Annotated in this window: 18 protein-coding genes, 1 pseudogene and 1 other annotated feature; of the genes and pseudogenes, 11 read left to right on the plus strand and 8 right to left on the minus strand. The window is 58.1% G+C overall.

Annotated features, from left to right (window positions below):
* Nucleotides 1-10: 10 nt before the first annotated feature.
* The 3 genes from ACVWZJ_RS01420 to mfd form a co-directional block, all read right to left on the minus strand.
* Nucleotides 11-793, minus strand: coding sequence for an ABC transporter permease (locus ACVWZJ_RS01420; RefSeq protein WP_414408249.1), 783 nt, complete (start codon nucleotides 791-793; stop codon nucleotides 11-13).
* Nucleotides 790-1,737: an ABC transporter ATP-binding protein gene (locus ACVWZJ_RS01425; RefSeq protein ID WP_457394126.1), complete on the minus strand. Its 948-nt coding sequence runs from the start codon at nucleotides 1,735-1,737 to the stop codon at nucleotides 790-792. The genes ACVWZJ_RS01420 and ACVWZJ_RS01425 overlap by 4 nt, the downstream gene beginning before the upstream one ends.
* 109 nt (nucleotides 1,738-1,846) lie before the next feature.
* Nucleotides 1,847-5,323, minus strand: coding sequence for a transcription-repair coupling factor (mfd, locus tag ACVWZJ_RS01430; protein ID WP_457394129.1), 3,477 nt, complete (start codon nucleotides 5,321-5,323; stop codon nucleotides 1,847-1,849).
* 474 nt (nucleotides 5,324-5,797) lie between these two features.
* Here mfd and ACVWZJ_RS01435 point away from each other — a divergent pair, with 474 nt between their 5' ends.
* A complete protein-coding gene (locus ACVWZJ_RS01435; RefSeq protein WP_457394132.1) occupies nucleotides 5,798-7,231 on the plus strand; it encodes a cytochrome ubiquinol oxidase subunit I in 1,434 nt (477 codons plus the stop codon).
* 193 nt (nucleotides 7,232-7,424) lie between these two features.
* Complete coding sequence (gene cydB / locus ACVWZJ_RS01440; protein ID WP_011432837.1) at nucleotides 7,425-8,474, plus strand: cytochrome d ubiquinol oxidase subunit II; 1,050 nt, start codon at nucleotides 7,425-7,427, stop codon at nucleotides 8,472-8,474.
* 93 nt (nucleotides 8,475-8,567) lie between these two features.
* Here cydB and ACVWZJ_RS01445 read toward each other — a convergent pair.
* The 5 genes and pseudogenes from ACVWZJ_RS01445 to ACVWZJ_RS01465 all read right to left on the minus strand — a co-directional run.
* Nucleotides 8,568-9,170 (minus strand): annotated as a pseudogene (locus tag ACVWZJ_RS01445) (zinc ribbon domain-containing protein); the annotation flags it as partial.
* A gap of 2 nt (nucleotides 9,171-9,172) precedes the next feature.
* Nucleotides 9,173-10,759, minus strand: a complete 1,587-nt coding sequence (locus ACVWZJ_RS01450; protein ID WP_414417004.1) for a mechanosensitive ion channel — start codon at nucleotides 10,757-10,759, stop codon at nucleotides 9,173-9,175.
* Between the two features lie 547 nt (nucleotides 10,760-11,306).
* Nucleotides 11,307-11,840: a ribosomal protein S18-alanine N-acetyltransferase gene (gene rimI, locus ACVWZJ_RS01455; protein WP_457394136.1), complete on the minus strand. Its 534-nt coding sequence runs from the start codon at nucleotides 11,838-11,840 to the stop codon at nucleotides 11,307-11,309.
* Between the two features lie 6 nt (nucleotides 11,841-11,846).
* On the minus strand, nucleotides 11,847-12,296 hold the full coding sequence (locus ACVWZJ_RS01460; RefSeq protein ID WP_457394139.1) for a hypothetical protein: 450 nt from the start codon (nucleotides 12,294-12,296) through the stop codon (nucleotides 11,847-11,849).
* Nucleotides 12,293-13,477 carry a 5-(carboxyamino)imidazole ribonucleotide synthase gene (locus ACVWZJ_RS01465; RefSeq protein WP_457394142.1) on the minus strand — a complete coding sequence of 395 codons (1,185 nt, stop codon included), beginning with the start codon at nucleotides 13,475-13,477 and terminating at the stop codon, nucleotides 12,293-12,295. Before ACVWZJ_RS01465 ends, ACVWZJ_RS01460 begins: the two co-directional genes overlap by 4 nt.
* Before the next feature lie 108 nt (nucleotides 13,478-13,585).
* On the opposite strand from ACVWZJ_RS01465, the gene ACVWZJ_RS01470 reads away from it, so the two are divergent.
* From ACVWZJ_RS01470 to rplJ, 9 genes are all read left to right on the plus strand, one after another.
* On the plus strand, nucleotides 13,586-13,780 hold the full coding sequence (locus ACVWZJ_RS01470; RefSeq protein ID WP_414329471.1) for a hypothetical protein: 195 nt from the start codon (nucleotides 13,586-13,588) through the stop codon (nucleotides 13,778-13,780).
* A gap of 150 nt (nucleotides 13,781-13,930) precedes the next feature.
* The gene (locus ACVWZJ_RS01475; protein ID WP_457394145.1) at nucleotides 13,931-14,329 is read left to right on the plus strand and encodes a hypothetical protein; all 399 of its coding nucleotides are present in this window, start codon (nucleotides 13,931-13,933) and stop codon (nucleotides 14,327-14,329) included.
* Nucleotides 14,330-14,334: 5 nt separating this feature from the next.
* Nucleotides 14,335-15,090, plus strand: a complete 756-nt coding sequence (gene trmD, locus ACVWZJ_RS01480; RefSeq protein WP_414351007.1) for a tRNA (guanosine(37)-N1)-methyltransferase TrmD — start codon at nucleotides 14,335-14,337, stop codon at nucleotides 15,088-15,090.
* A 3-nt stretch (nucleotides 15,091-15,093) separates the two neighbouring features.
* Nucleotides 15,094-15,471 (plus strand): hypothetical protein, encoded by a 378-nt coding sequence (locus ACVWZJ_RS01485; RefSeq protein WP_414407343.1) that lies wholly within the window; start codon nucleotides 15,094-15,096, stop codon nucleotides 15,469-15,471.
* A 103-nt stretch (nucleotides 15,472-15,574) separates the two neighbouring features.
* Complete coding sequence (secE, locus tag ACVWZJ_RS01490) at nucleotides 15,575-15,847, plus strand: preprotein translocase subunit SecE (protein WP_457394149.1); 273 nt, start codon at nucleotides 15,575-15,577, stop codon at nucleotides 15,845-15,847.
* 62 nt (nucleotides 15,848-15,909) lie between these two features.
* Nucleotides 15,910-16,575, plus strand: coding sequence for a transcription termination/antitermination protein NusG (gene nusG, locus ACVWZJ_RS01495; RefSeq protein WP_457394218.1), 666 nt, complete (start codon nucleotides 15,910-15,912; stop codon nucleotides 16,573-16,575).
* Between the two features lie 9 nt (nucleotides 16,576-16,584).
* The gene (rplK, locus tag ACVWZJ_RS01500) at nucleotides 16,585-17,010 is read left to right on the plus strand and encodes a 50S ribosomal protein L11 (RefSeq protein ID WP_011432849.1); all 426 of its coding nucleotides are present in this window, start codon (nucleotides 16,585-16,587) and stop codon (nucleotides 17,008-17,010) included.
* A gap of 106 nt (nucleotides 17,011-17,116) precedes the next feature.
* Entirely contained in the window at nucleotides 17,117-17,827 is a 711-nt protein-coding gene (gene rplA / locus ACVWZJ_RS01505; RefSeq protein WP_011432850.1) for a 50S ribosomal protein L1, read from the plus strand.
* Nucleotides 17,828-17,906: 79 nt separating this feature from the next.
* Nucleotides 17,907-18,066, plus strand: a sequence feature (ribosomal protein L10 leader region).
* Between the two features lie 59 nt (nucleotides 18,067-18,125).
* A complete protein-coding gene (rplJ, locus tag ACVWZJ_RS01510) occupies nucleotides 18,126-18,689 on the plus strand; it encodes a 50S ribosomal protein L10 (RefSeq protein ID WP_457394152.1) in 564 nt (187 codons plus the stop codon).
* Nucleotides 18,690-18,719 lie beyond the last annotated feature (30 nt).

The following is an 18,719-nucleotide window of genomic DNA, read 5'->3' on the forward strand; positions in this document are numbered from 1 at the left end:
CTGCAGACCTCTACTGGGATCCCAGGATCCCTCGGCGCTTGGCTGCCCGAACCGCCCGGCGAAAGGTCAGCAAGCCCAGGCCGAAGTAGAAAACGCCGCTGGTCAGAGCCATGATCAGCCGCACGGGATCCAAGCCCGCCTCCCGCACCATCACGTCTCGCAGCAGCCCAGCCCCCGCCGTCATGGGCAGACTTTGCCCTAGCCACCTCAGGGATCCCGGCCATTCTTCCGTGGGAGCAGCCAACAGGAAAAGCAGGCCGAATTGGCTGATGATCAAAAGCTGCTGAATTCGCTTCCAAATTAGAGCAGCGGATCCCAGCAAAAACGAGAAGCCGTAGGCCCCCAGCACCACGCTCACCAAAGGCAACACCAGAGCAGGGGGAAACCGCAACCGGCTGCCCGTCAGCAATAAGATGACGCCCAGAATGACGACGACAATGGAAAAGCGCAACACCAAGCTGGCACAAGCCCGTGCCAAGAAGAGAGTGGCTGCCGAAAATGGCGAGAGCAACACCTGCTCCAAGGTGCCTGTCTGGGCTTCCACCTGCAGGTTGAGGGCGATGTCGTTCACCACAAAAATGACCAGCGTCCAGAGCACATAGCCAATCACCACCGCATCCAACCGTTCGCCAAATTGGGAGGCAGGCCCTGCCACATATTGGGCGCCGGCAAAGAGGGCATAGAAGAAGAACGTGGTGATCAGGATCCCGCCCAGGGCCTCCGCCGGATAGCGAATGTACTGGATCCAGGCCCGCTTCAGTTCAGCCCAAAACAGGTGTATCACCGGCATCATCCTTGCCCCTCTCCCCTTTTCAACAACTCGAGGAAAATATGGGTGAGATCGGCTTCCTCTCGTTTGAGGCTGAGCAAGGGCAAAGGCTTCAAGATCTCCAGCACCTGATAGAGCATCTCTGGCGGGCCGCTGAACCGCACCCGATGGGATCCGAGAATCTCCACCCCTTGGCGGGCCAGTTGTTCAAACCTCCAGGGATCCAGCCCCTGTTCCAGCTCGATCCGATAAGTGCTGACGGCGCCGGCAAAGTGCCGGATCAACTCTCCCGTGGGGGCTTGGGCGATGATCACCCCTTGTCGAATAACGGCTACCTGATCCGAGAGCGCTTCCGCAATATCCAGTTGATGGGTGGTGAGCAAGATGGCTCGACCCGAAGCGGCAATTTGGCGGATGAGGGATTTCACCGCTTGGGCGGCTTCCACGTCCAGCCCTAGGGTGGGCTCATCCAGCAGCAACAGGGCCGGCTGGTGCAGGAGGGCAACGGCAATGGCCACCTTCTGCTGCATACCCCGCGAAAGGGTTTGCACGGCAACATCCCGCTTTTCCCACAGGCCAAAGGTCTCCAGGAGCTCTAGCCCCCGTTGCCGGGCGGTTCTGGGGGGTAGCCCCCGCAGCACGCCAAAGTACTCCAAGTTCTGGAGGGGGGTCAGCCGCCAGTAGAGGTTGCGATTGCCTTCCAGCACTGCCCCCACCTGGGCCAGGGCCCCCGGATCGGTATGGGGATCCCGTCCAAGAATGCGCACTGTGCCCGCGTCCGGTTGGATCAGCCCGGCAATGAGCTTGATGGTGGTGGTCTTGCCGGCCCCGTTGGGCCCCAAAAAAGCCAGGATCTCCCCTGCCGCCATCGTCAGGGATACATCCACCACCGCCCGCACCTCCTTGCTCCCCTGCCGGTAGGTCTTCTGCAGGTGGTGGGCTTCTAGAACTTTACATGACGCGAACACGATGCAAACGCGAAGCCGATGCAAAAAGGAGCGCTGAAGAGAGGAGGGCCGGCCATTCCACTCTCTCACACCAGAGCATGGGCCCGCCTCGAGAGGGATCCGGCAAGATCTAGGGGGTCATTGGGATCCCAGCCTCCATCCGGCTCAGGGCCAGGCTCATCTTGTCCAGCCACTGCAAAAGGCTCTCCAGTTGCTGCGCCGCCGGCACCATCCCCAGACCCCGCACCGTCACCTTGCCCGGTTGGTAAACAAAGCGAGGCTGCAGGTGAGTGGGCAGAGCCTCTTTCAGGCGATTCCAAGCGGGCTCCTCCATGGGGGTTTCCAAAAGCACATGCTCTTTGGCCGGTTTGATGCGGGAAAAGCCCAGGGCTCGGGCCAGCACCTTCAGCTCCATTACCCGCAGCAGCTCCTGAGTGGGCTTGGGCAGGGGACCAAAGCGGTCTTGCCATTCTTGGGCAATTTGCAACAGCTCGACCCGAGAGCCGGCAGCAGCCAGGTGTCGATAAGCCTGCATCTTTTGATCTTCGTCGGGGATATAGCTTTGCGGGATCATGGCGGTTACATTGAGGTCAATTTGTGTGTCCTCCACCTGTGGGATCTCCTGGCCGCGAATTTCTCGAATGGCTTCTTGCAGCATTTCCAGGTAAAGATCGAAGCCCACCGCATTGACTTGCCCGGATTGTTCCGTTCCCAGCAGGTTGCCAATGCCACGAATTTCCATATCCCGCATTGCCAACTGATAGCCGGATCCCAGTTGGGTAAATTCCTGAATGGCCTGTAGGCGTTTGCGGGCCTCCTCGGTGAGGATCCCGTCTTCTCGGTAAAACAGCCAAGCATGGGCTTGGATCCCAGCCCGGCCCACCCGCCCCCGCAGCTGGTATAGCTGAGCCAATCCAAACTCCTGAGCATTTTCAATCAAAATGGTGTTGACGCGGGGAATATCCAAACCCGATTCGATGATGGTGGTACAGACCAAAATATCGGTCTCGCCATTGTTAAAGGCCAGCATGGTGGATTCCAGCTCTCCTTCCGGCATTTGCCCGTGGGCAATGGCAATGCGAGCACCGGGCACCCACTCCCGCAATTTGGCACTGGTTTCTTCGATGCCTTCAATGCGGTTGACGACATAGAAGACTTGACCGCCGCGATCCAACTCTTGGCGGATAGCCGTGCGGATGACTTCGGGGTTGTAGGGAGAAAGGTGAGTTTTGATAGGCCGGCGGGAAGGAGGCGGAGTTTGGATCAAGCTCATTTCCCGCAAACCCGACAAGGCCATATACAGAGTGCGGGGAATAGGAGTGGCGGTGAGGGTGAGTACATCCACCTGGGTTTTGAGAAGTTTGATTTTCTCTTTTTGGTTGACGCCAAAGCGCTGCTCTTCGTCAATAACCAAAAGGCCTAAATCCCGAAATTGCACATCCTTGCCCAAAAGCTGGTGGGTGCCCACCACAACATCCAGTTCGCCACTCTTGAGACGGGATAGGATTTCTTTTTTCTCCTCCGAGGTGCGGAAGCGGTTGAGCAAGCCCACTTGAATAGGATAGGGAGCAAAGCGCTCTTTGAGGGTGTGGTAGTGCTGCTGGGTAAGAATGGTGGTCGGCGCCAAAAGAGCTACTTGCTTGCCGGCGGTTACGGCTTTGAAAATGGCACGGATTGCCACCTCTGTTTTGCCAAAGCCCACGTCCCCACACAGCAGCCGATCCATAGGGCGTGGAGATTCCATATCCCGCTTGATCTCCTGGACAGCTCGGAGTTGATCCGGCGTCAGGGGATAGGGGAAAGAATCTTCCAGCTCCTGTTGCCAAGGAGAATCGGGCGGGAAGGCATAGCCCTCCTGTTCGGCGCGTTTGGCATAGAGCTGCAGCAGGTCAAAGGCCACTTTTCGCAGGCTCTTTTTCACCTTCTGTTTGGTCTTTTCCCAGGTGCTGCCGGACATCTTGTGCAGGGCAGGTGGTCCATCCCCGCTGGCGCGGTAGCGGGAAAGGGAGTTGACCTGGTCGGCAGCCACCCGCAACAGGCCATCGCTGTATTGAATAACCAGGTACTCGCGGGTTTCGCCCCCAATGGTGAGACTTTCTAAGCGCAGAAACTGGCCAATGCCATGGGCCTTGTGAACAACAAAATCCCCTGGCTTGAGCAGGTTGGGATCCACCTGGCGGGAGCTGGCTTGGCGGCGCTTGCGCACATAGGTCGGGGTGGCCAGGCTGTGTTGGCCGAAAAACTCGCGGTCGGTGAGCACCACCCACCCCAAGGTGGGCAGGAGAACCCCCTCCAGCTCGGCCAGGCCGGAATACTTGAGGGCCACTGGGGTGTAGGACTGTAGCTGGCGCTCGATGGCCGGGAAGTCTTTGGGATTGGGCACGTACTGGGCCGGGCAGTCGTGTTCCTGCAGCAGGGCCACGGTGCGGGAGGGCTGGGCAGAGAGGATCCACACCTGCAACTGCTGCTTGCGGTACTCGCGCAGGGTTTTGGCCAGGGATCCAAACTGGTGGGGAGCAGTAGGCACAGGCCGGCTTTTTAGGTCAAGGGCAGCTTCGGCTTCGCCAGCAGGGGCAAAGGTGCGGGCCAACAGGCAGGGGAAGGGATCCCAGTCGGGAGCATGGAGATCGAAGGGGCGGTGAAAGGGCTGCAGAGCCGGCTCCGCAACCTGGGCCTGTTTCCACTGTTCTTGGGCGTGGTAGAGCCACTGCTGGCTGTGGGCTTGGCACTGCTCCGGCTCGTCGATCAGGATCAAAGCCTCGGGATCCAGATAGCTCAGCAGGTTGGCTGGCGGATCGTAGAGTAGGCCAAGAAAACGGCGCAAGCCCTCCGGGGGGGTGGGCGACTGCTCCAACTGCTGCCGTAGGCCCTGGGAGAGCTGATCGGCTTTTTCCTGCAGAGCCGGCCAGAGGATGGGTCCGTAGCCAGTGGGGGTCAGCCAGACGTGGGGGATCCCATCTTGGGAGCGCTGGCTGACTGGGTCAAACTCCCGCAGCCGCTCCAGCTCGTTGCCAAACCACTCTAGGCGCACCGGCCATTCGCAGGCCACCGGGAAAACGTCGAGAATGTCGCCCCTTTGGCTCCACTGCCCCTCGCTTTCCACCAGACTCACCCGCTGGTAGCCCAGACGGGTCAACTGCTGCCCCAGTTGCTGGGGAAACATCTCCAAGCCGGGTTCCAGCTGGAGACAAAAGGCCCGCAACACCTCTGGGGGAGGGAGGTGGGGTTGGAGGGCCCGCTCTGTCGCCACAATGGCCATGCCCTTCTTCCCCTGGAGGCAATCGGCCAGCACCTGAAACTGACCCCACACCAGCTCCGGTTCCAGGTCAAAAGGTTCGTAAGGGGAAGCCTCTGAAGTAGGGTAGAGCTGCACACTCTCCCAGCCCATGCCCTCCAATTGCGCTGTCCACCGGCCCGCTTCTTCCAGCGTGGCAGTGACCACCAGCAGGGATCTTCCCTCCTGCTGGGCCAAAGCCGAGGCGATCAACCCCTTCGGGATCCGCCCTGCCCCCTGCAGATCTGCCTGTCGCCGTGATCTCAACCGGGCGGCCAACTCTTGCATCAAGCCAGATTGGGCCAGAAAGCGCACCAGCGGAATAAACGACATCTTCCACCCCACCCTGCAAACTGGGATCCCAATTCTGGCAGGCTCCGGGGACGATCAGCAGCCGTCTGCCGGCTCTGTAAACCGGAAGTCCTCCCTTGCTGGGAATTGCTCCTCGATCTATTGGGACAACAGTTTTGTTGTTTAAAGACGAAGAAAACCAGAACCCTATGTCAATGGCCTGCCAGTTTTTGGCCGCTAGGTTCACAGAGGGCTTTTTGCTTTGTAGTCCAAATTACAAAAAAAGGTCTATATCTCACAGAATCCTAAAATTAACCTTTAGAGTCGGACGGCTTGTCGATTGTCTTAGCCAAGATTCGATGTTAGAAGGAACCACAAAGCGCGGCTTTCCCGGCCTCATCTGATGTCTGCTAGGGAGCAAGATGTTTTTCATGCAAGAGGTGTAGCTGCATCAACTGCAGAGGATGTTGTCGGAAAAAGCTGTATTGGCCAATTCATCTAAGCTTGGTACAAATCATGTTTCTAGATACCGTTGCCCTTTCTCGTCTACAGTTTGCCCTCACGGCCATTTTTCACATGTTGTGGCCGGTCTTAACAACAGGAATGGCCATTTATCTTGTTGTGATTGAGGGGCTTTGGCTGAAAACCCGCAACTTAGATTACTACCGCCACGCCCGTTTCTGGTCAAAACTCTATGTGTTGAACTTTGGTATTGGCGTGGCCTCGGGCTTGCCGATGGCCTTTCAGTTTGGCATGAACTGGGCACCTTTTTCCGAAGCAGTGGGGGACTTCTTTGGAACCATCCTGGGCTTTGAGGGCACGATGGCCTTTATGCTGGAGGCCAGCTTTCTGGGGATCATGCTGTTCGGCTGGGAGCGTGTCCCGCCGGTGATTCACTGGATCTCGACGATCCTGGTGGCCTTTGGCGCCAACTTATCCACCTTTTGGATCCTGACGGCCAACTCTTGGCTGCAGACGCCGGCAGGTGGCGTGTTCGTCGATGGGAAATTTGTGGTGCGGGACTACCTGCAAGCTATTGTCAACCCCTTCATGGTCAACAGCTTTCTGCACATGTTTTTTGCCACCTTGGAAACCTCTTTGTTTGTTATCGGTGGCATCAGTGCCTGGTACATTCTCAAGCGGCGGCACAGCGAGTTCTTCTCCCGCTCCCTCAAAGTGGTCTTGGCAATGACCCTGGTGGTCGCCCCTTTGCAGGTGTTCGTCGGCCATCTGAGCGCGGAGCAAGTCTATCGCTATCAGCCGGCCAAGCTGGCGGCCATGGAGGCCCAGTGGGAGACGATCCCTGCCGGTGAGCGGGCGGACTGGAGCCTGTTGGCTGTGCCCAACGACCGTGAAGAGCGCAACGAGTGGGAGGTGAAGATCCCCGGCGCGCTGGGCTATCTGCTGGAGTTTAAGCCCAGGCTGGATCGACCCATTCAAGGGCTCAAAAGCTGGGATCCCCAAAATCGTCCCCACATGGTTGGCCTCATCTACTACTCCTTTAGGACAATGGTGGCCATTGGCCTCCTCCTAGCCGGGCTTGTCGGAGTTACCCTTGTGCAATGGCTGAGGGGCAAGCTCTCAGTGGAGGCCCTTTCTCAGCAAAAGTGGCTGATGAGAGCTTGGATCTTCGCAGCACCCCTGGGATACATCGCCGTTGAAACCGGTTGGATCGTCCGCTGTGTGGGTCGGCAGCCCTGGATTGTGTATGGACAACTGCGCACGGTGGAATCGGTTTCACCGCTGCCGGCAGGAGAAGTGTTGTTCTCCTTGATCGGCTTGACCATCTTGTACACCGTGTTTTTCGTGGCCGCCCTTTACTTTGGCAGCCGCATCATCCGCGAAGGGCCAAACCTGGAGTTGCCCGCCCCTGTCCCGGCAACGCAGCCGGTGATCGTGGTCGAGCCTGCCCGCCACGAGCCAGATCGCCGTCCTGCAGAAGCTCGGTAGCAGCAGTTTGGTAGCCATCTAACTGGTGACTCCAAGTAGCAACAGGGCAACGTAGCAGGCCCATTCCCCACAGCAGTGAAACCCTTCGCTACGTCAACTCCCAACTTCCCTTCCCTAGAGGGAGAGGGACTGGGGATCGCCATCGGGAACTGTCTCGCACTGGTCAGAAATACTCAAAGCAGAGGGAACAGCGATGGAATCTTTTGAGCCTTTACAGCGGTTTCTGCCCCAGGTTTGGTTTTTTATCCTGGGCCTATTCCTATTTCTCTACGTTCTGCTGGACGGGTTTGATCTGGGAGTTGGTATCCTCTCCCTGACGGCCTCCAGCGAGACCCGGCGCAGCATCCTCATGACCAGCTTGGGCAATGTTTGGGATGCCAACGAGACGTGGCTGGTGTTGATGGGGGGATCCCTATTTGGATCTTTTCCTCTCGCCTACGCCACCATTCTCAATGCCCTCTACATACCCTTGGTGATCATGGTGGTGGGCCTGATCTTGCGGGCCGTTTCCTTCGAGTTTCGGGAAAACGCCGACAACAAGTTGGTGTGGAACCTGGCCTTTGGAGTGGGCAGCTTTTTGGCAGCCTTGGGCCAGGGATTTGCCTTGGGCAGCGTCTTCGAAGGGATCCGCGTGGACGAAGCCGGCCACTTTGCCGGCAGCCCCTGGGATTGGCTGACCTGGCGCACGCTGTTGGTGGCTCTTACTTTGATCCAGGGCTATGTGTTAATCGGCTCAGCCTACCTAATCGTTAAGACCACCGGCGAGCTTCAGGAAACCTACTACAAGACGGCAACCATCGCCACCTGGACAACTTTACTGGGGGCAGTGTTTATCACCATCAGCACTCCTATCATGTCCGAGCAGGCGCGTGCTCAGCTTTTCTCGCCCCCTCTTTTCTACATCTTTGCTGCCATCCCAGTTCTGGGACTTTTGTTGGTGGCGTTGTTGCTGCGCAGCCTGCGCCGGCGGGAAGAAAATAGCGTTTTGGTTTACACTTTTTTGATCTTTGCGCTTTCTTTTATCGGCTTGGGGTTCATGGTTTTCCCCAACATTATTCCCCCCAGCGTCACCATCTACGAAGCAGCAGCCTCCCCCAGCTCCCTGGTGTTTATGCTCACCTTTATTGGCTTTCTGATCCCGGTTATCTTGTCCTACAACATCTACAACTACGTGGTGTTCCGGGGCAAGATCGTGGTGCAGGAAGTGGCGGCGGAAGAGGCCAAAGTTCCAGAGGCAGTTTAAGCTGGCCTGAGGATGCAGCAATAACCCCGCCCGGTGATGGGCGGGGCAATTTTTTAGGTGCAATCGAACGTCTACAGAGAAAGGCTGATACATTTACGCTGAACACTGCTGAGCATTACTGCTCAACGGTGAAGCGATAGCATTCTGTCCATTTCCGAACAGAAAGGCGGTATCCCGCAAAGCCCTGAGCATAACACCCAGAGCGCCTTGCCAATCTCGTGGTAGCCTATGGTTGCACTTGGGGCATCTAAACACCTTTGCGCCACCCAACTTGGTGTGGATGTGCCCGCACTTGGTACAGGTTTTGCTGGTGTACGCTTCCGATACTTCCACGACGACCACGTTTTTCTTTTTGGCTTGAAACTTCAGGAACTGCTTGAACCGATAGTGCGCCCAGGTGAGTATCGCCCTTGCTGTCTTGCTACCAAACTTCCTCCCCGCCTTGGCAACCATCTTGGCTGACTCGAAAGTGGGGAGGAATATCAATCGGTAGTTATCCGTTAGGAACGCCGCTACCTTGCGATGGCACTCGTCCACCAAGTTCCTGATTCTCTCCCGCAGACGAAACGCCGCTTGCCGCATTCGCCTACGCTTGGGCCTCGGCGCTTTGCTCAGCCTAGATTGCAGATCGTCTAGGTGGTAGCACAGCCGAGTGATTCTACCAAAGTCCCCCTTGGCGATATCTACAAAACCTGCTCTCACTCTCTCTTGAGCCATTGCCGGATCTGCTCGGCAGCTACATCGCGACCTCCCAACCCAAAAGCCAACGCCACCGCCACGGCAATCGCCCCCAGAACCAGACCAAAAGCCAACACCACAATGTCGGTGGCCACGCCCATCTGCTGCAGGGCCATGGCGCCAACAAAAACCAAGATAGCCACCCGCGCCGCCTGGGCCAGTACCCCTGAGGAAGGGCTACCCAAGCTCTTGATCATAGAGTGGGCCAAATTGGCCAAATAAAGACCGATCCCAAACACCAGGGCGCCGATGAGCACCCGACCGGAAATCAGCAACAGCCCCTGCACAATGTCGGTTAGGGCGGCAAACTGCAGCAACTCCACTGCCGGCACCGCCCCAAACAAGACCACGCCTACCCAGACCACCAAGCCGGCGATCTCGGAGGGAGTGCGACGTTTGGCAGCGGGATCCCCTTCAGGCTCAGGAGCAGCGGCCAGGGGCAAGCCCAGCCCCGCGACCAGACGGTCAAAACCCACCGCCTGCAGCAACTGGGTTACCAAGCTGGCCAAAAATTGCCCCAGCAAGTAAAAGACGGCCAGGATCAAAGCGGATCCCGCGATCATGGGAATGGCCCGCAACACCTGCTCCAGCATCGCCACCGCCGGATCGGAGATGGCCCGAATTTCCAAGGCATTCAGCGCCGCAATCACCGCCGGGATCAACACCAAGACATACACCACCGTCCCGACGATCTGGGCCAACTGGGGAACGCCAAAGCGTGCCCCCAACCGATTTGCCCCTGCTGCCACCAACAAATTGGAGACGATCCCACGCACGATGCGGGCCAAAAACCAGCCCACCACACCGATGATCAGCGCCCCCAAAATCCGCGGCACCATCGACAGCAACTGATCCAGCAGGTTTTGCACCGGCTGCAGCGGCCCCTGCAGGTTCAGGGTATCCAGGATGATCGGCAAAAAGAACAGCAGAATCAGCCAGTAAAGGGCATTGCCCAAAGTTTCATTCAGCAGGAAAGGGGTGACCTCTGTACCTCCCTCTTGGCCGGTTGGGGTTCCTTCTGCACCTGCCTCACCGGCAGTGCTTTCCTGTTGCAGAGGCCGGGCCAACTGCTCATCGAGGTTGAAACGCCGCAGCCCCTGGATGACCGCCAGCCGAGCAACAGTGGCCACCACCCAGCCCACAGCCAGCAGCACCAGCGCCCCACCCACCCGTGGCAGATAAACGAAGATTTCCCCCAAAAACCTGTTGAGCGGATCGGAGACAGCTTGAAGCTGCAGGGCATTCAGTACCGCCACCAACACAAAAGCAAGAATCACCCAGTAGACGGCAGCGGCCACCCAGCGCTCCGTTTGGGGCAGCTTCTCGCCGGGCTTTTGGCCCAAAACCCAAGCAGCCAAGCGATTGTCCAGTTGCGTCCTTTTGAGCAGTCCTCTAACGCCGAAGGCTACTGCCATGGCCACTATCCAACCCAGAATTAAGATGACAATCGCCGCAAGGAGATTGGGCATAAAATCGATAAGCCTAGACCAAAGACTGACGACAAAAGAGATGGCCTCATCTCCAATGGTGTTTCCAGAGGTGTCCATAATGATCCTCACAGCTTGAAAATGCTCAGGATGGACAGATAACAAGTGTAGGTTAACCTGAAGTGTTTTTTCAGGCAAGTTGGCCAAAGGGGGAATATGATATGAGAAATATATATTGAGGCAGAAATGTCGGATCTCGAAATAAAACTTCACATTCTATTAACCCAAGGGCTCCAGCCATCAGTCAAAGCTCCGATGGGCCATCGAACGGCAAGGATCGAATTCAAGTTGTTGATACCGCAGATTATAGCTTTTCCCCACCGAGCAGGAGCTTTGTAGATTAAGTCAGGATCTCTGTTGTGCGATGGATGCGGCTGCATTGGCTAGAGTCAGTGTTGCTGGGAGGAACTGTAGCGGGCAGTTTGCATCCACAGAATGAGAGCATTTTGATGACCTACATAAAGAATCAAACGGGCAATCGACACTCGGTCAATGGGTTGGATCCCCTGTAGCCTTGATATGCTTAGCCTATTGGCTTGCTCACTGTCTGACCTAAGGTGTATCCCGAAATACGTTTGCAGTTCTTCAATTTACAATTGATAGCCTTCTAAATCGGTTTCTTCCAATACACCAGCGCATCTTCTCCGTTGTAATACCCCTTGCGACGTCCCAGCCGTTGAAACCCTGCCGATTCGTACAGGCGGATTGCCGCTTGATTGGAAGCCTTTACCTCCAGAGTGGCCCAGCGGCAGCCTGCTGCTCTCGCTTGGTTCAGCAGTTCTTCCAGAATCCGCCGGCCCAAGCCCTGTTGCCGGTGCTCGGGATCCACCGCCAGAGAGATGATATGTGCTTCTTCTTCAATACGCCAGAGAATGCCGAAGCCCACCAGCTCTTTTGTCACCTGCGTCGGCGAGGTGGGGCCTGGAGAGGGAAGGGGGAACTCCGTTTGGCCCGAGCCACACGAAGCGCCAACGGCAGCGGGTTCCGCCACTACCCCAATCACCGTGCTTGTGGGTCGTTCCAGCTCCGCTCGATATCCCTGTTCTCCCCAGTATCCCCCATAGCACCGCCGATCCAGCTCCAGCAGTTGGGGCAGGGCGGTGATGTCCAACAGCTGCAGCCGATAACTCGTACCGCTCATGGTGGCCTAGTCTCGCAATTCGCAGAATTCCGCCAACAACAACTGCCCCAAGGGATCGTCATCGGGAGCCGCGTAGGGCAAGGCTCTGCGGCTGATGCTCAAGATGTTGCCCCCCGATTGGGGATGGTGCTCCGCACCGCTTTCGCGAACAGGCTTGAGTTCGTAGTCGATCCCTTCGGTGAAGCCGGCTTCCTGTAGGTAGTCTTGGGCGGCTTTGAGGATCCCTTCTCGCAGTTGCGCTTTGACCGCAGGGGCCATGAGGTGGCGAACAAACCACTGGGCGCTGGCGGGATCCACCCCGGCGAGGTATCGAAGGGCAGGGGTCAACACGGCGGGGCGCTCTTGGGGGGAGAGGCGGTTGACCTGCTGGGCTACCGCGGGCACATCCCGCCGTTGCATGGCCTGGATCAGGGCTTGTGTGGCTGGAGAAAATGAGGGATCCTGCGCTTGGCTCATGGCTGGGGGTACCAGAGGGATTCGAGGGTGCGGACAAGGGCTGCTGCTTCGAAAGGAGAGGGAGCAGTCGGCAGACAGACGGTTACATGGCCCAGTTTCCGCCCTGGGCGGGCAGGGGTTTTGTGGTACCAATGCACCGTGGCATTGGGGAGCTGGGCCAGGCGCTGCCGCTTTTCTGGGTAATCGCCGGTGGCATGCTCATAGCCCAAGAGATTGACCATCACTGCCCCCCCACACTTGAGGGAGGGATCCCCCAAAGGCAGGCCGAGGATGGCCCGCAGGTGTTGCTCGAATTGTGAGGTGTGGCAGGCTTCCAGGGTGTAGTGGCCGGAATTGTGGACCCGCGGCGAGATTTCGTTGATCCAGATCCCGGCCTTGGGATGGGGGGGCGGCACCCAAAACAGCTCGATGCCAAACACGCCAACTGCACCCAGTTTTTCCATCAGATCGGCTGCTAAGCGCCGGATCTCGGCCTCGGTGGTTGGGGGGATGCGGGCAGGCACCAGGACATGGCGGCAGATTTGCTCAATCTGCACAGTTTCCACCACCGGATAAACCCGGATCTCTCCCTTCAGCCCCCGCGCTACCATCACCGCCAGCTCCCGCTCGAACGGGATCCATTCCTCCAGCAATAGCGGGATCCCCTCAGATTGGCTAAGGGCCTGCTGCAAAGCCGCTCGCTCGTGCAAGATGCGGGTGCCCTGCCCATCGTAGCCCTGCCGCCGTCGCTTGAGCACCACCGGAAAGCCCAGTCCAGCCAGGTCTGCCGAATCCAACACCGCCTCCAGCGGAAAAAAAGTCGGCACCGGCAACCCCAACCGCGCCAGGAACTGCCGTTGGTGCAACTTGTCCAGCAGCGGCTCTAGCGTGCTGAGGCTGGGACGAAAGCGGGATCCCTCCGGATCCAGTTTTTTCAGCTCCGGCAGAGGGATAAACTCGTTTTCAAAAGTAACCACCGGGCAGCGCTCCAACAACTGGGCCGTGGCCTGGCTGTCGGCTGTGGATCCCCAAACCACCCCATCGGCCACTGCCACCGCCGGATCGGTGGGAGCAGCAGCCTGCACCACCAGCGGGATCCCCATCTGGCGAGCTGCCAAGGCCAACATCTGCGCCAACTGCCCGCCGCCAATCACCCCCACAGGTTGGGATCTCTGGTCTTTTGAGGATACCTGGGTTTCCACAGCCGTACCGTTATACTGGTATACTGGGTGGTGGGCCGCTGTCCATTGCTTCTTGGATCCAGAACCCCATTATGGGACCCCTTGCCCTCCAGCGCTAGGAGAAAAACGGTGGAACCCTCTCAACCCTCTGAGCTGAGAGCTCTAATCAACCGGGCTTTGGCGGACAAAGTCTTGACTCGCGCCGAGCAACAGCAGATTCTCAGTGCCGTCATGGCCGATCAAGAAATTTCCCCAGAAGAGCACGAACTGCTGGAATCGATTGTGGAGCGCCTAAACAGTGGCGAGATCCGCGCCGTCGATTAAACCCTGTCTTCAGGTTGAGATTGCCCTCAAGACTTTGGAGAACTAGACTCCAGTCTGTCCTCGAACGCCGGGTATTCTGCTTGTATCCTTGGGCTCATCCCGGTGGGTGGATCGCCTAGAATAATCCACAACCCACCTCTTTCTGCTGCCATGAGTTCTCACTCTTCAGATTGGTTCACGCGGGCTCGCCACATTTTTTACGGCACGGCCACCGCTCTGGTGGAGATCCTGCAAGACCCGGAAAAGCGCACCGAAAACCTCAACCGCCTTTCGATGGACTTGGGACAACTGGCGGCGGAGCTGGAGCAAAAGGGAGAGTTGATCGAGCAGGAGGCAGTTCGTTACGTTGAGAGTCTCAGGGATCCAGCCGCCAACGCCCCCTCGGCAAGTCCTGACTCTGAAGCGCCTGTCGAGAATGCTCCCCCGACACCGGCTTCCTCCCCCAACAAGCCGGCTATCTCCAGAGAAGAGATGGCTGAGTTGATGGAGCTGATCTATCAGATTGAGTCCTTGCGCCTGGATTTGGAGCGGTTGCGCACCTCGTCCTGAGTCCTGTGCGGTTCGATATCCTTACCCTTTTCCCCGAATTTTTTGAAACGCCGCTGCGCATTGGGCTGGTGGGCAAAGCCCTACAGCAGGGGATCGCCGAAGTCCACTGCACCAATCCACGCGACTTCGCCACCGATAAGCACCGCCGTGTCGATGATGAGCCCTACGGGGGTGGGGTGGGCATGGTGCTTAAGCCGGAGCCCTTCTTTGCTGCCGTTGCCTCCCTGCCCCGGTTGGATCCCTGCGAGATCATTCTGCTGACGCCCCAGGGGCAACCGCTGAACCAGGCGCTGCTGCAGGAGCTGGCCCAGAAAGCGCAACTGATCCTGCTGTGTGGCCAGTACGAGGGCTTTGACGAGCGCATCCGGGAACACTTGGCTACCCGTGAAGTGTCGCTGGGGGATTTTGTCCTGACGGGGGGGGAAATTCCGGCGCTGGCCCTGATCAACGGCGTGGTGAGGCTCTTGCCGGGCACCGTAGGCAAGGTAGACTCGTTAAAGAGCGAAAGCTTCCAGGCGGGGCTGTTGGACTATCCTCAATACACCCGCCCGGCAGAGTTTCAGGGGCACAAGGTGCCGCCGGTGCTCCTCTCAGGCGACCATCAAGCCATTGCCCGTTGGCGTCTGCAGCAGCAGTTGGTTCGAACCTGGCAAAGGCGGCCAGACCTGTTGGCCAAGCGCCCCTTGACCGCTGAAGAGCAGCAGTTGTTGGTAGAGGGGCTGGCGGAGCAGCACCCTCGTGTAAACGAAGCGGAGAAATAAATCATGCTCGGCAAGCTTCTCAACCGTCTCCTGAATCCATCGCCCGTCTGCTGGCGTGGGATCCCCTCGCCCCCAGCACTGCTCCTGGTGGGGATGGCCTTGAGCTCGGTTCTGAGCGGTTCTGGGGTGGCCCTGGCCCAAAGCGGAAGTGTCAACGAGGCCATTCGCCGCGACAGCAATCCCCCTCTGTTGGATGGCACCAGCATCAACGTCAACGATCTCTTCCGGGCTGCCGACTTCCTCTCCCGCCAGAATGCTGCTTCCCGCTGGGACGGCAAGGCCAGCGTTGATGCTGCTGTGGAGCAATTTAACCAATCCCGCCGCCGCTCCCTCCCGCTTTCTCCCGGTTCCTTGGCACCTGAGCCCACCCCCACTCCCTAAGGTTGGATCCCATTCCCGGTAAATCTGTTAGGATCGCAAAGCCGATCCCGTGCCTGCTGAAATGCGGTACACCGTTTTCGGGATCCATTAGGAGAACACCGCCGTGGTTAAGAGCACCCCCTCCAGCAAAGCCGATACGGAACAGCGTTTGGATCCCGCCAGCCGGGGTCACTCCAAAGACAGTTCCACCGAACTCAAAGGGATCCCGGGTTTTATTCAAGAGACCCGCACAGAATTAAGCAAGATTGTTTGGCCGAGCCGCCAGCAATTGATCGGCGAGTCGGTAGGGGTCTTACTGATTGTGTTGGCTTTTGCTTCCTTCATCTACCTGGTCGATCAAGTGTTTGCTTGGGTAGCCACTCAGCTGTTCTTGTGATGTTCTGTCCTGAGGGGCAAGAGAGTCATGTTCAAGGATGGCTACAGGGAGGATGTGAGGTGATGAGGCCAGAGCAGCAGCGAAAACCTCGTGGGGGCCGTGTGGAGCACTTTGAGCCTGCAGACGCGATCCCGGAACCGGACGAGGGGGAAGGTCAAGAGCGTCGTAACCTGCGCTGGTACGCCGTGCAGGTGGCTTCCGGCTGCGAGAACAAAGTGAAGAGCACCCTGATGCAACGGGCGGCTGCTTTGGATGTGGCGGATCAAATTGTCGAGGTGGTGATCCCGAAGCGAACGGGCTTCAAGCTGGATCGAACCGGCAAGCGCCAGGAGCAAGAGGAGAAGATTTTTCCCGGCTATGTCCTGGTGCGCATGGACATGAACGACGACACTTGGATGGTGGTGAAAACAACCCCCAATGTGATCAACTTTGTTGGCACCGAAGAAAAACGGGCCTACGGTCGCGGTCGGGGGCATGTTACACCGCGTCCCCTCAGCCAAAGCGAAGTCCAGCGCATCTTCAGCAGCGTCGAGGTGGAGGAAGTGCCCCTCAAAATCGACATGGCCCCTGGGGATCGCATCGAGGTGCTATCCGGCCCCTTCCAGGGTTTCTACGGCGAGGTGGTGGAGGTCAGCCCAGAACGGGGCAAGCTCAAGGCGTTGATCTCGATTTTCGGGCGCGATACCCCGGTAGAATTAGAGTTTGGTCAAGTGCGAAAAGAGGTGTAACTGCGTTTCATGGCTAAGAAGTTGGTGGCCGTGGTCAAGTTGGCCATTCAGGCGGGCAAGGCCACCCCCGCTCCCCCCATTGGCCCAGCCTTGGGTCAACACGGGGTCAACATCATGGCCTTTTGTAAGGAGTACAACGCCAAGACGGCGGATCAGGCCGGGATGGTGGTGCCTGTTGAAATCTCCATCTTCGAGGATCGCAGCTTTACCTTCGTCCTCAAGACGCCGCCAGCTTCGGTGTTGATCAAGAAGGCTCTGGGCATTGAGTCTGGCTCCAGCGAGCCCCACAAAACCAAGGTGGGATCCCTGACCCGAGCTCAACTGCGCCAGATCGCCGAGCAGAAGCTGCCGGACTTGAATGCCCACGATGTGGAGGCGGCCATGAAAATTATTGCCGGAACTGCTCGCAGCATGGGGGTGACGGTGGTGGATTGATGGAGGGATCCCTTGCCCGGTCTGAGGTGTTCACGGTCTTGAAAAAGTTGTTCTAGCAAACCACTGTGGGGGAGAGAAGTTCTCGTCAGTACCCCGAGGAGAAACGATGGCTCGAAAGCTTTCCAAACGTATGCAGGCTTTGCGGGAGAAGGTGAAGCCCATTGCCTATGCTCCCGAAGCGGCTTTGGCCCTGATGAAGGAGACGGCCACCGCCAAATTTGAGGAGGCGGCAGAGGTTCACATCCGCCTGGGGATCGATCCCAAGTACGCCGACCAACAACTGCGCACCACCGTGGTCTTGCCCAGGGGCACCGGCCAAGAGATCCGGGTGGCGGTGATTGCCCGCGGCGAGAAAGTGGTGGAGGCCCAAAATGCAGGGGCGGATCGGGTTGGATATGAAGACCTGATCGAGGAAATCAGCAAGGGCATGATGGATTTTGACCTTCTGATCGCCACCCCCGATGTGATGCCCCAAGTGGCCAAGCTGGGGCGGCTGTTGGGGCCGCGCGGCCTCATGCCTTCTCCCAAGGGGGGAACGGTGACCATGGATCTGGCCCAGGCGATCAAAGAGTTTAAAGCCGGCAAGCTGGAGTACCGGGCGGATCGCACCGGCATTGTGCATTTGATCTTCGGCAAGTGCAAGTTCCCCGTCGAAGCTCTGCTGGAGAACCTAAAGGCAGTGCAGGAGTCCATCGATCGCAACCGTCCCTCTGGAGCCAAGGGCAAGTATTGGCGAACCCTACACGTTTCTGCTACAATGGGGCCCTCGATTGAGGTTGATATCAATGCCCTGCGGGAGCTGAAGTTGGCGACCTAAGCCTGGCTTCGGCGCTGCGATGGGTTGAAAAGGGTTTGAGTGAGTGTAATTTGGAGGAGGATCCCGGCAGAACATCTTTCCCCAGTCGAATAGCAAGCCGAAGACAGCAGGTGCCCGCGGGCTTAATGTCCTGCCGAGGTTTGAGCGAAGTTCAAAGGGATCCCTTCTTGGATCGCTTTTGATGGTGCGCCTATCTCCATGCGTCTCGGCTACGGCTGGGACGCATTCTGTTTGGCAGAACCCAGATTCACCACCCGTTCAACCCTGGGTGACCATTGACAACAAAGGAGGTGAGCGCATGGGCAAGCAACCTGTAGCCAAGAAAGCAGAGATCGTCAATGAAGTCCGATCCCTGCTGCAGGCCAGCCAAATGGTGCTGGTGATCGACTACAAGGGGCTGACCGTTGCGGAGATGGACCAACTGCGGGCAGAGCTGCGCAAGTCGGATTCGGTTTGCATGGTTGTTAAGAATACCCTGATGCGGCGAGCCATCGCCGACCAAAAAGCTTGGGCAGGGATCATTCCCTTTTTGGCGGGGCCGACGGCCTTTATCTTGATTCGGGGCGATATTTCAGCCGCCCTGAAGGCGTATCAAGATTTTGCCAAGCAAACCAAGAAAACCGAGTTCCGCGGTGCTGGCATTGAAGGGCTATCCCTGACCTTGGAGCAGGCCAAGGCCATCGCCGAGCTACCGCCCAAGGAAGTGCTCATGGCCCAAGTGGCGGGCAGCCTCAAGTCGGTGGCCACCGGCCTGGCGGTCGGGCTCAATGCTGTGCCCACGCAAGTGGCGCGCGGTATCCACGAGATCCCAGCCTCTCTGGGGCGGGCCATCCGGGCCATTGCCGACAAGGAGGCCGCATAAAGGGCTTCAGTTCATCAGCCCAAACCTGTG

The organism is Thermostichus sp. OS-CIW-29, assembly GCF_054058195.1.

What these genes read in the sequence shown, in the direction of transcription:
- ACVWZJ_RS01420 (WP_414408249.1), bottom strand. Translation starts at nt 793, where the DNA reads ATGATGCCGGTGATACACCTGTTTTGGGCTGAACTGAAGCGGGCCTGG.
- mfd (WP_457394129.1), bottom strand. Translation starts at nt 5,323, where the DNA reads ATGTCGTTTATTCCGCTGGTGCGCTTTCTGGCCCAATCTGGCTTGATG.
- ACVWZJ_RS01435 (WP_457394132.1), top strand. Translation starts at nt 5,798, where the DNA reads ATGTTTCTAGATACCGTTGCCCTTTCTCGTCTACAGTTTGCCCTCACG.
- cydB (WP_011432837.1), top strand. Translation starts at nt 7,425, where the DNA reads ATGGAATCTTTTGAGCCTTTACAGCGGTTTCTGCCCCAGGTTTGGTTT.
- ACVWZJ_RS01450 (WP_414417004.1), bottom strand. Translation starts at nt 10,759, where the DNA reads ATGGACACCTCTGGAAACACCATTGGAGATGAGGCCATCTCTTTTGTC.
- rimI (WP_457394136.1), bottom strand. Translation starts at nt 11,840, where the DNA reads ATGAGCGGTACGAGTTATCGGCTGCAGCTGTTGGACATCACCGCCCTG.
- ACVWZJ_RS01460 (WP_457394139.1), bottom strand. Translation starts at nt 12,296, where the DNA reads ATGAGCCAAGCGCAGGATCCCTCATTTTCTCCAGCCACACAAGCCCTG.
- ACVWZJ_RS01475 (WP_457394145.1), top strand. Translation starts at nt 13,931, where the DNA reads ATGAGTTCTCACTCTTCAGATTGGTTCACGCGGGCTCGCCACATTTTT.
- ACVWZJ_RS01485 (WP_414407343.1), top strand. Translation starts at nt 15,094, where the DNA reads ATGCTCGGCAAGCTTCTCAACCGTCTCCTGAATCCATCGCCCGTCTGC.
- nusG (WP_457394218.1), top strand. Translation starts at nt 15,910, where the DNA reads ATGAGGCCAGAGCAGCAGCGAAAACCTCGTGGGGGCCGTGTGGAGCAC.
- rplK (WP_011432849.1), top strand. Translation starts at nt 16,585, where the DNA reads ATGGCTAAGAAGTTGGTGGCCGTGGTCAAGTTGGCCATTCAGGCGGGC.
- rplA (WP_011432850.1), top strand. Translation starts at nt 17,117, where the DNA reads ATGGCTCGAAAGCTTTCCAAACGTATGCAGGCTTTGCGGGAGAAGGTG.
- rplJ (WP_457394152.1), top strand. Translation starts at nt 18,126, where the DNA reads ATGGGCAAGCAACCTGTAGCCAAGAAAGCAGAGATCGTCAATGAAGTC.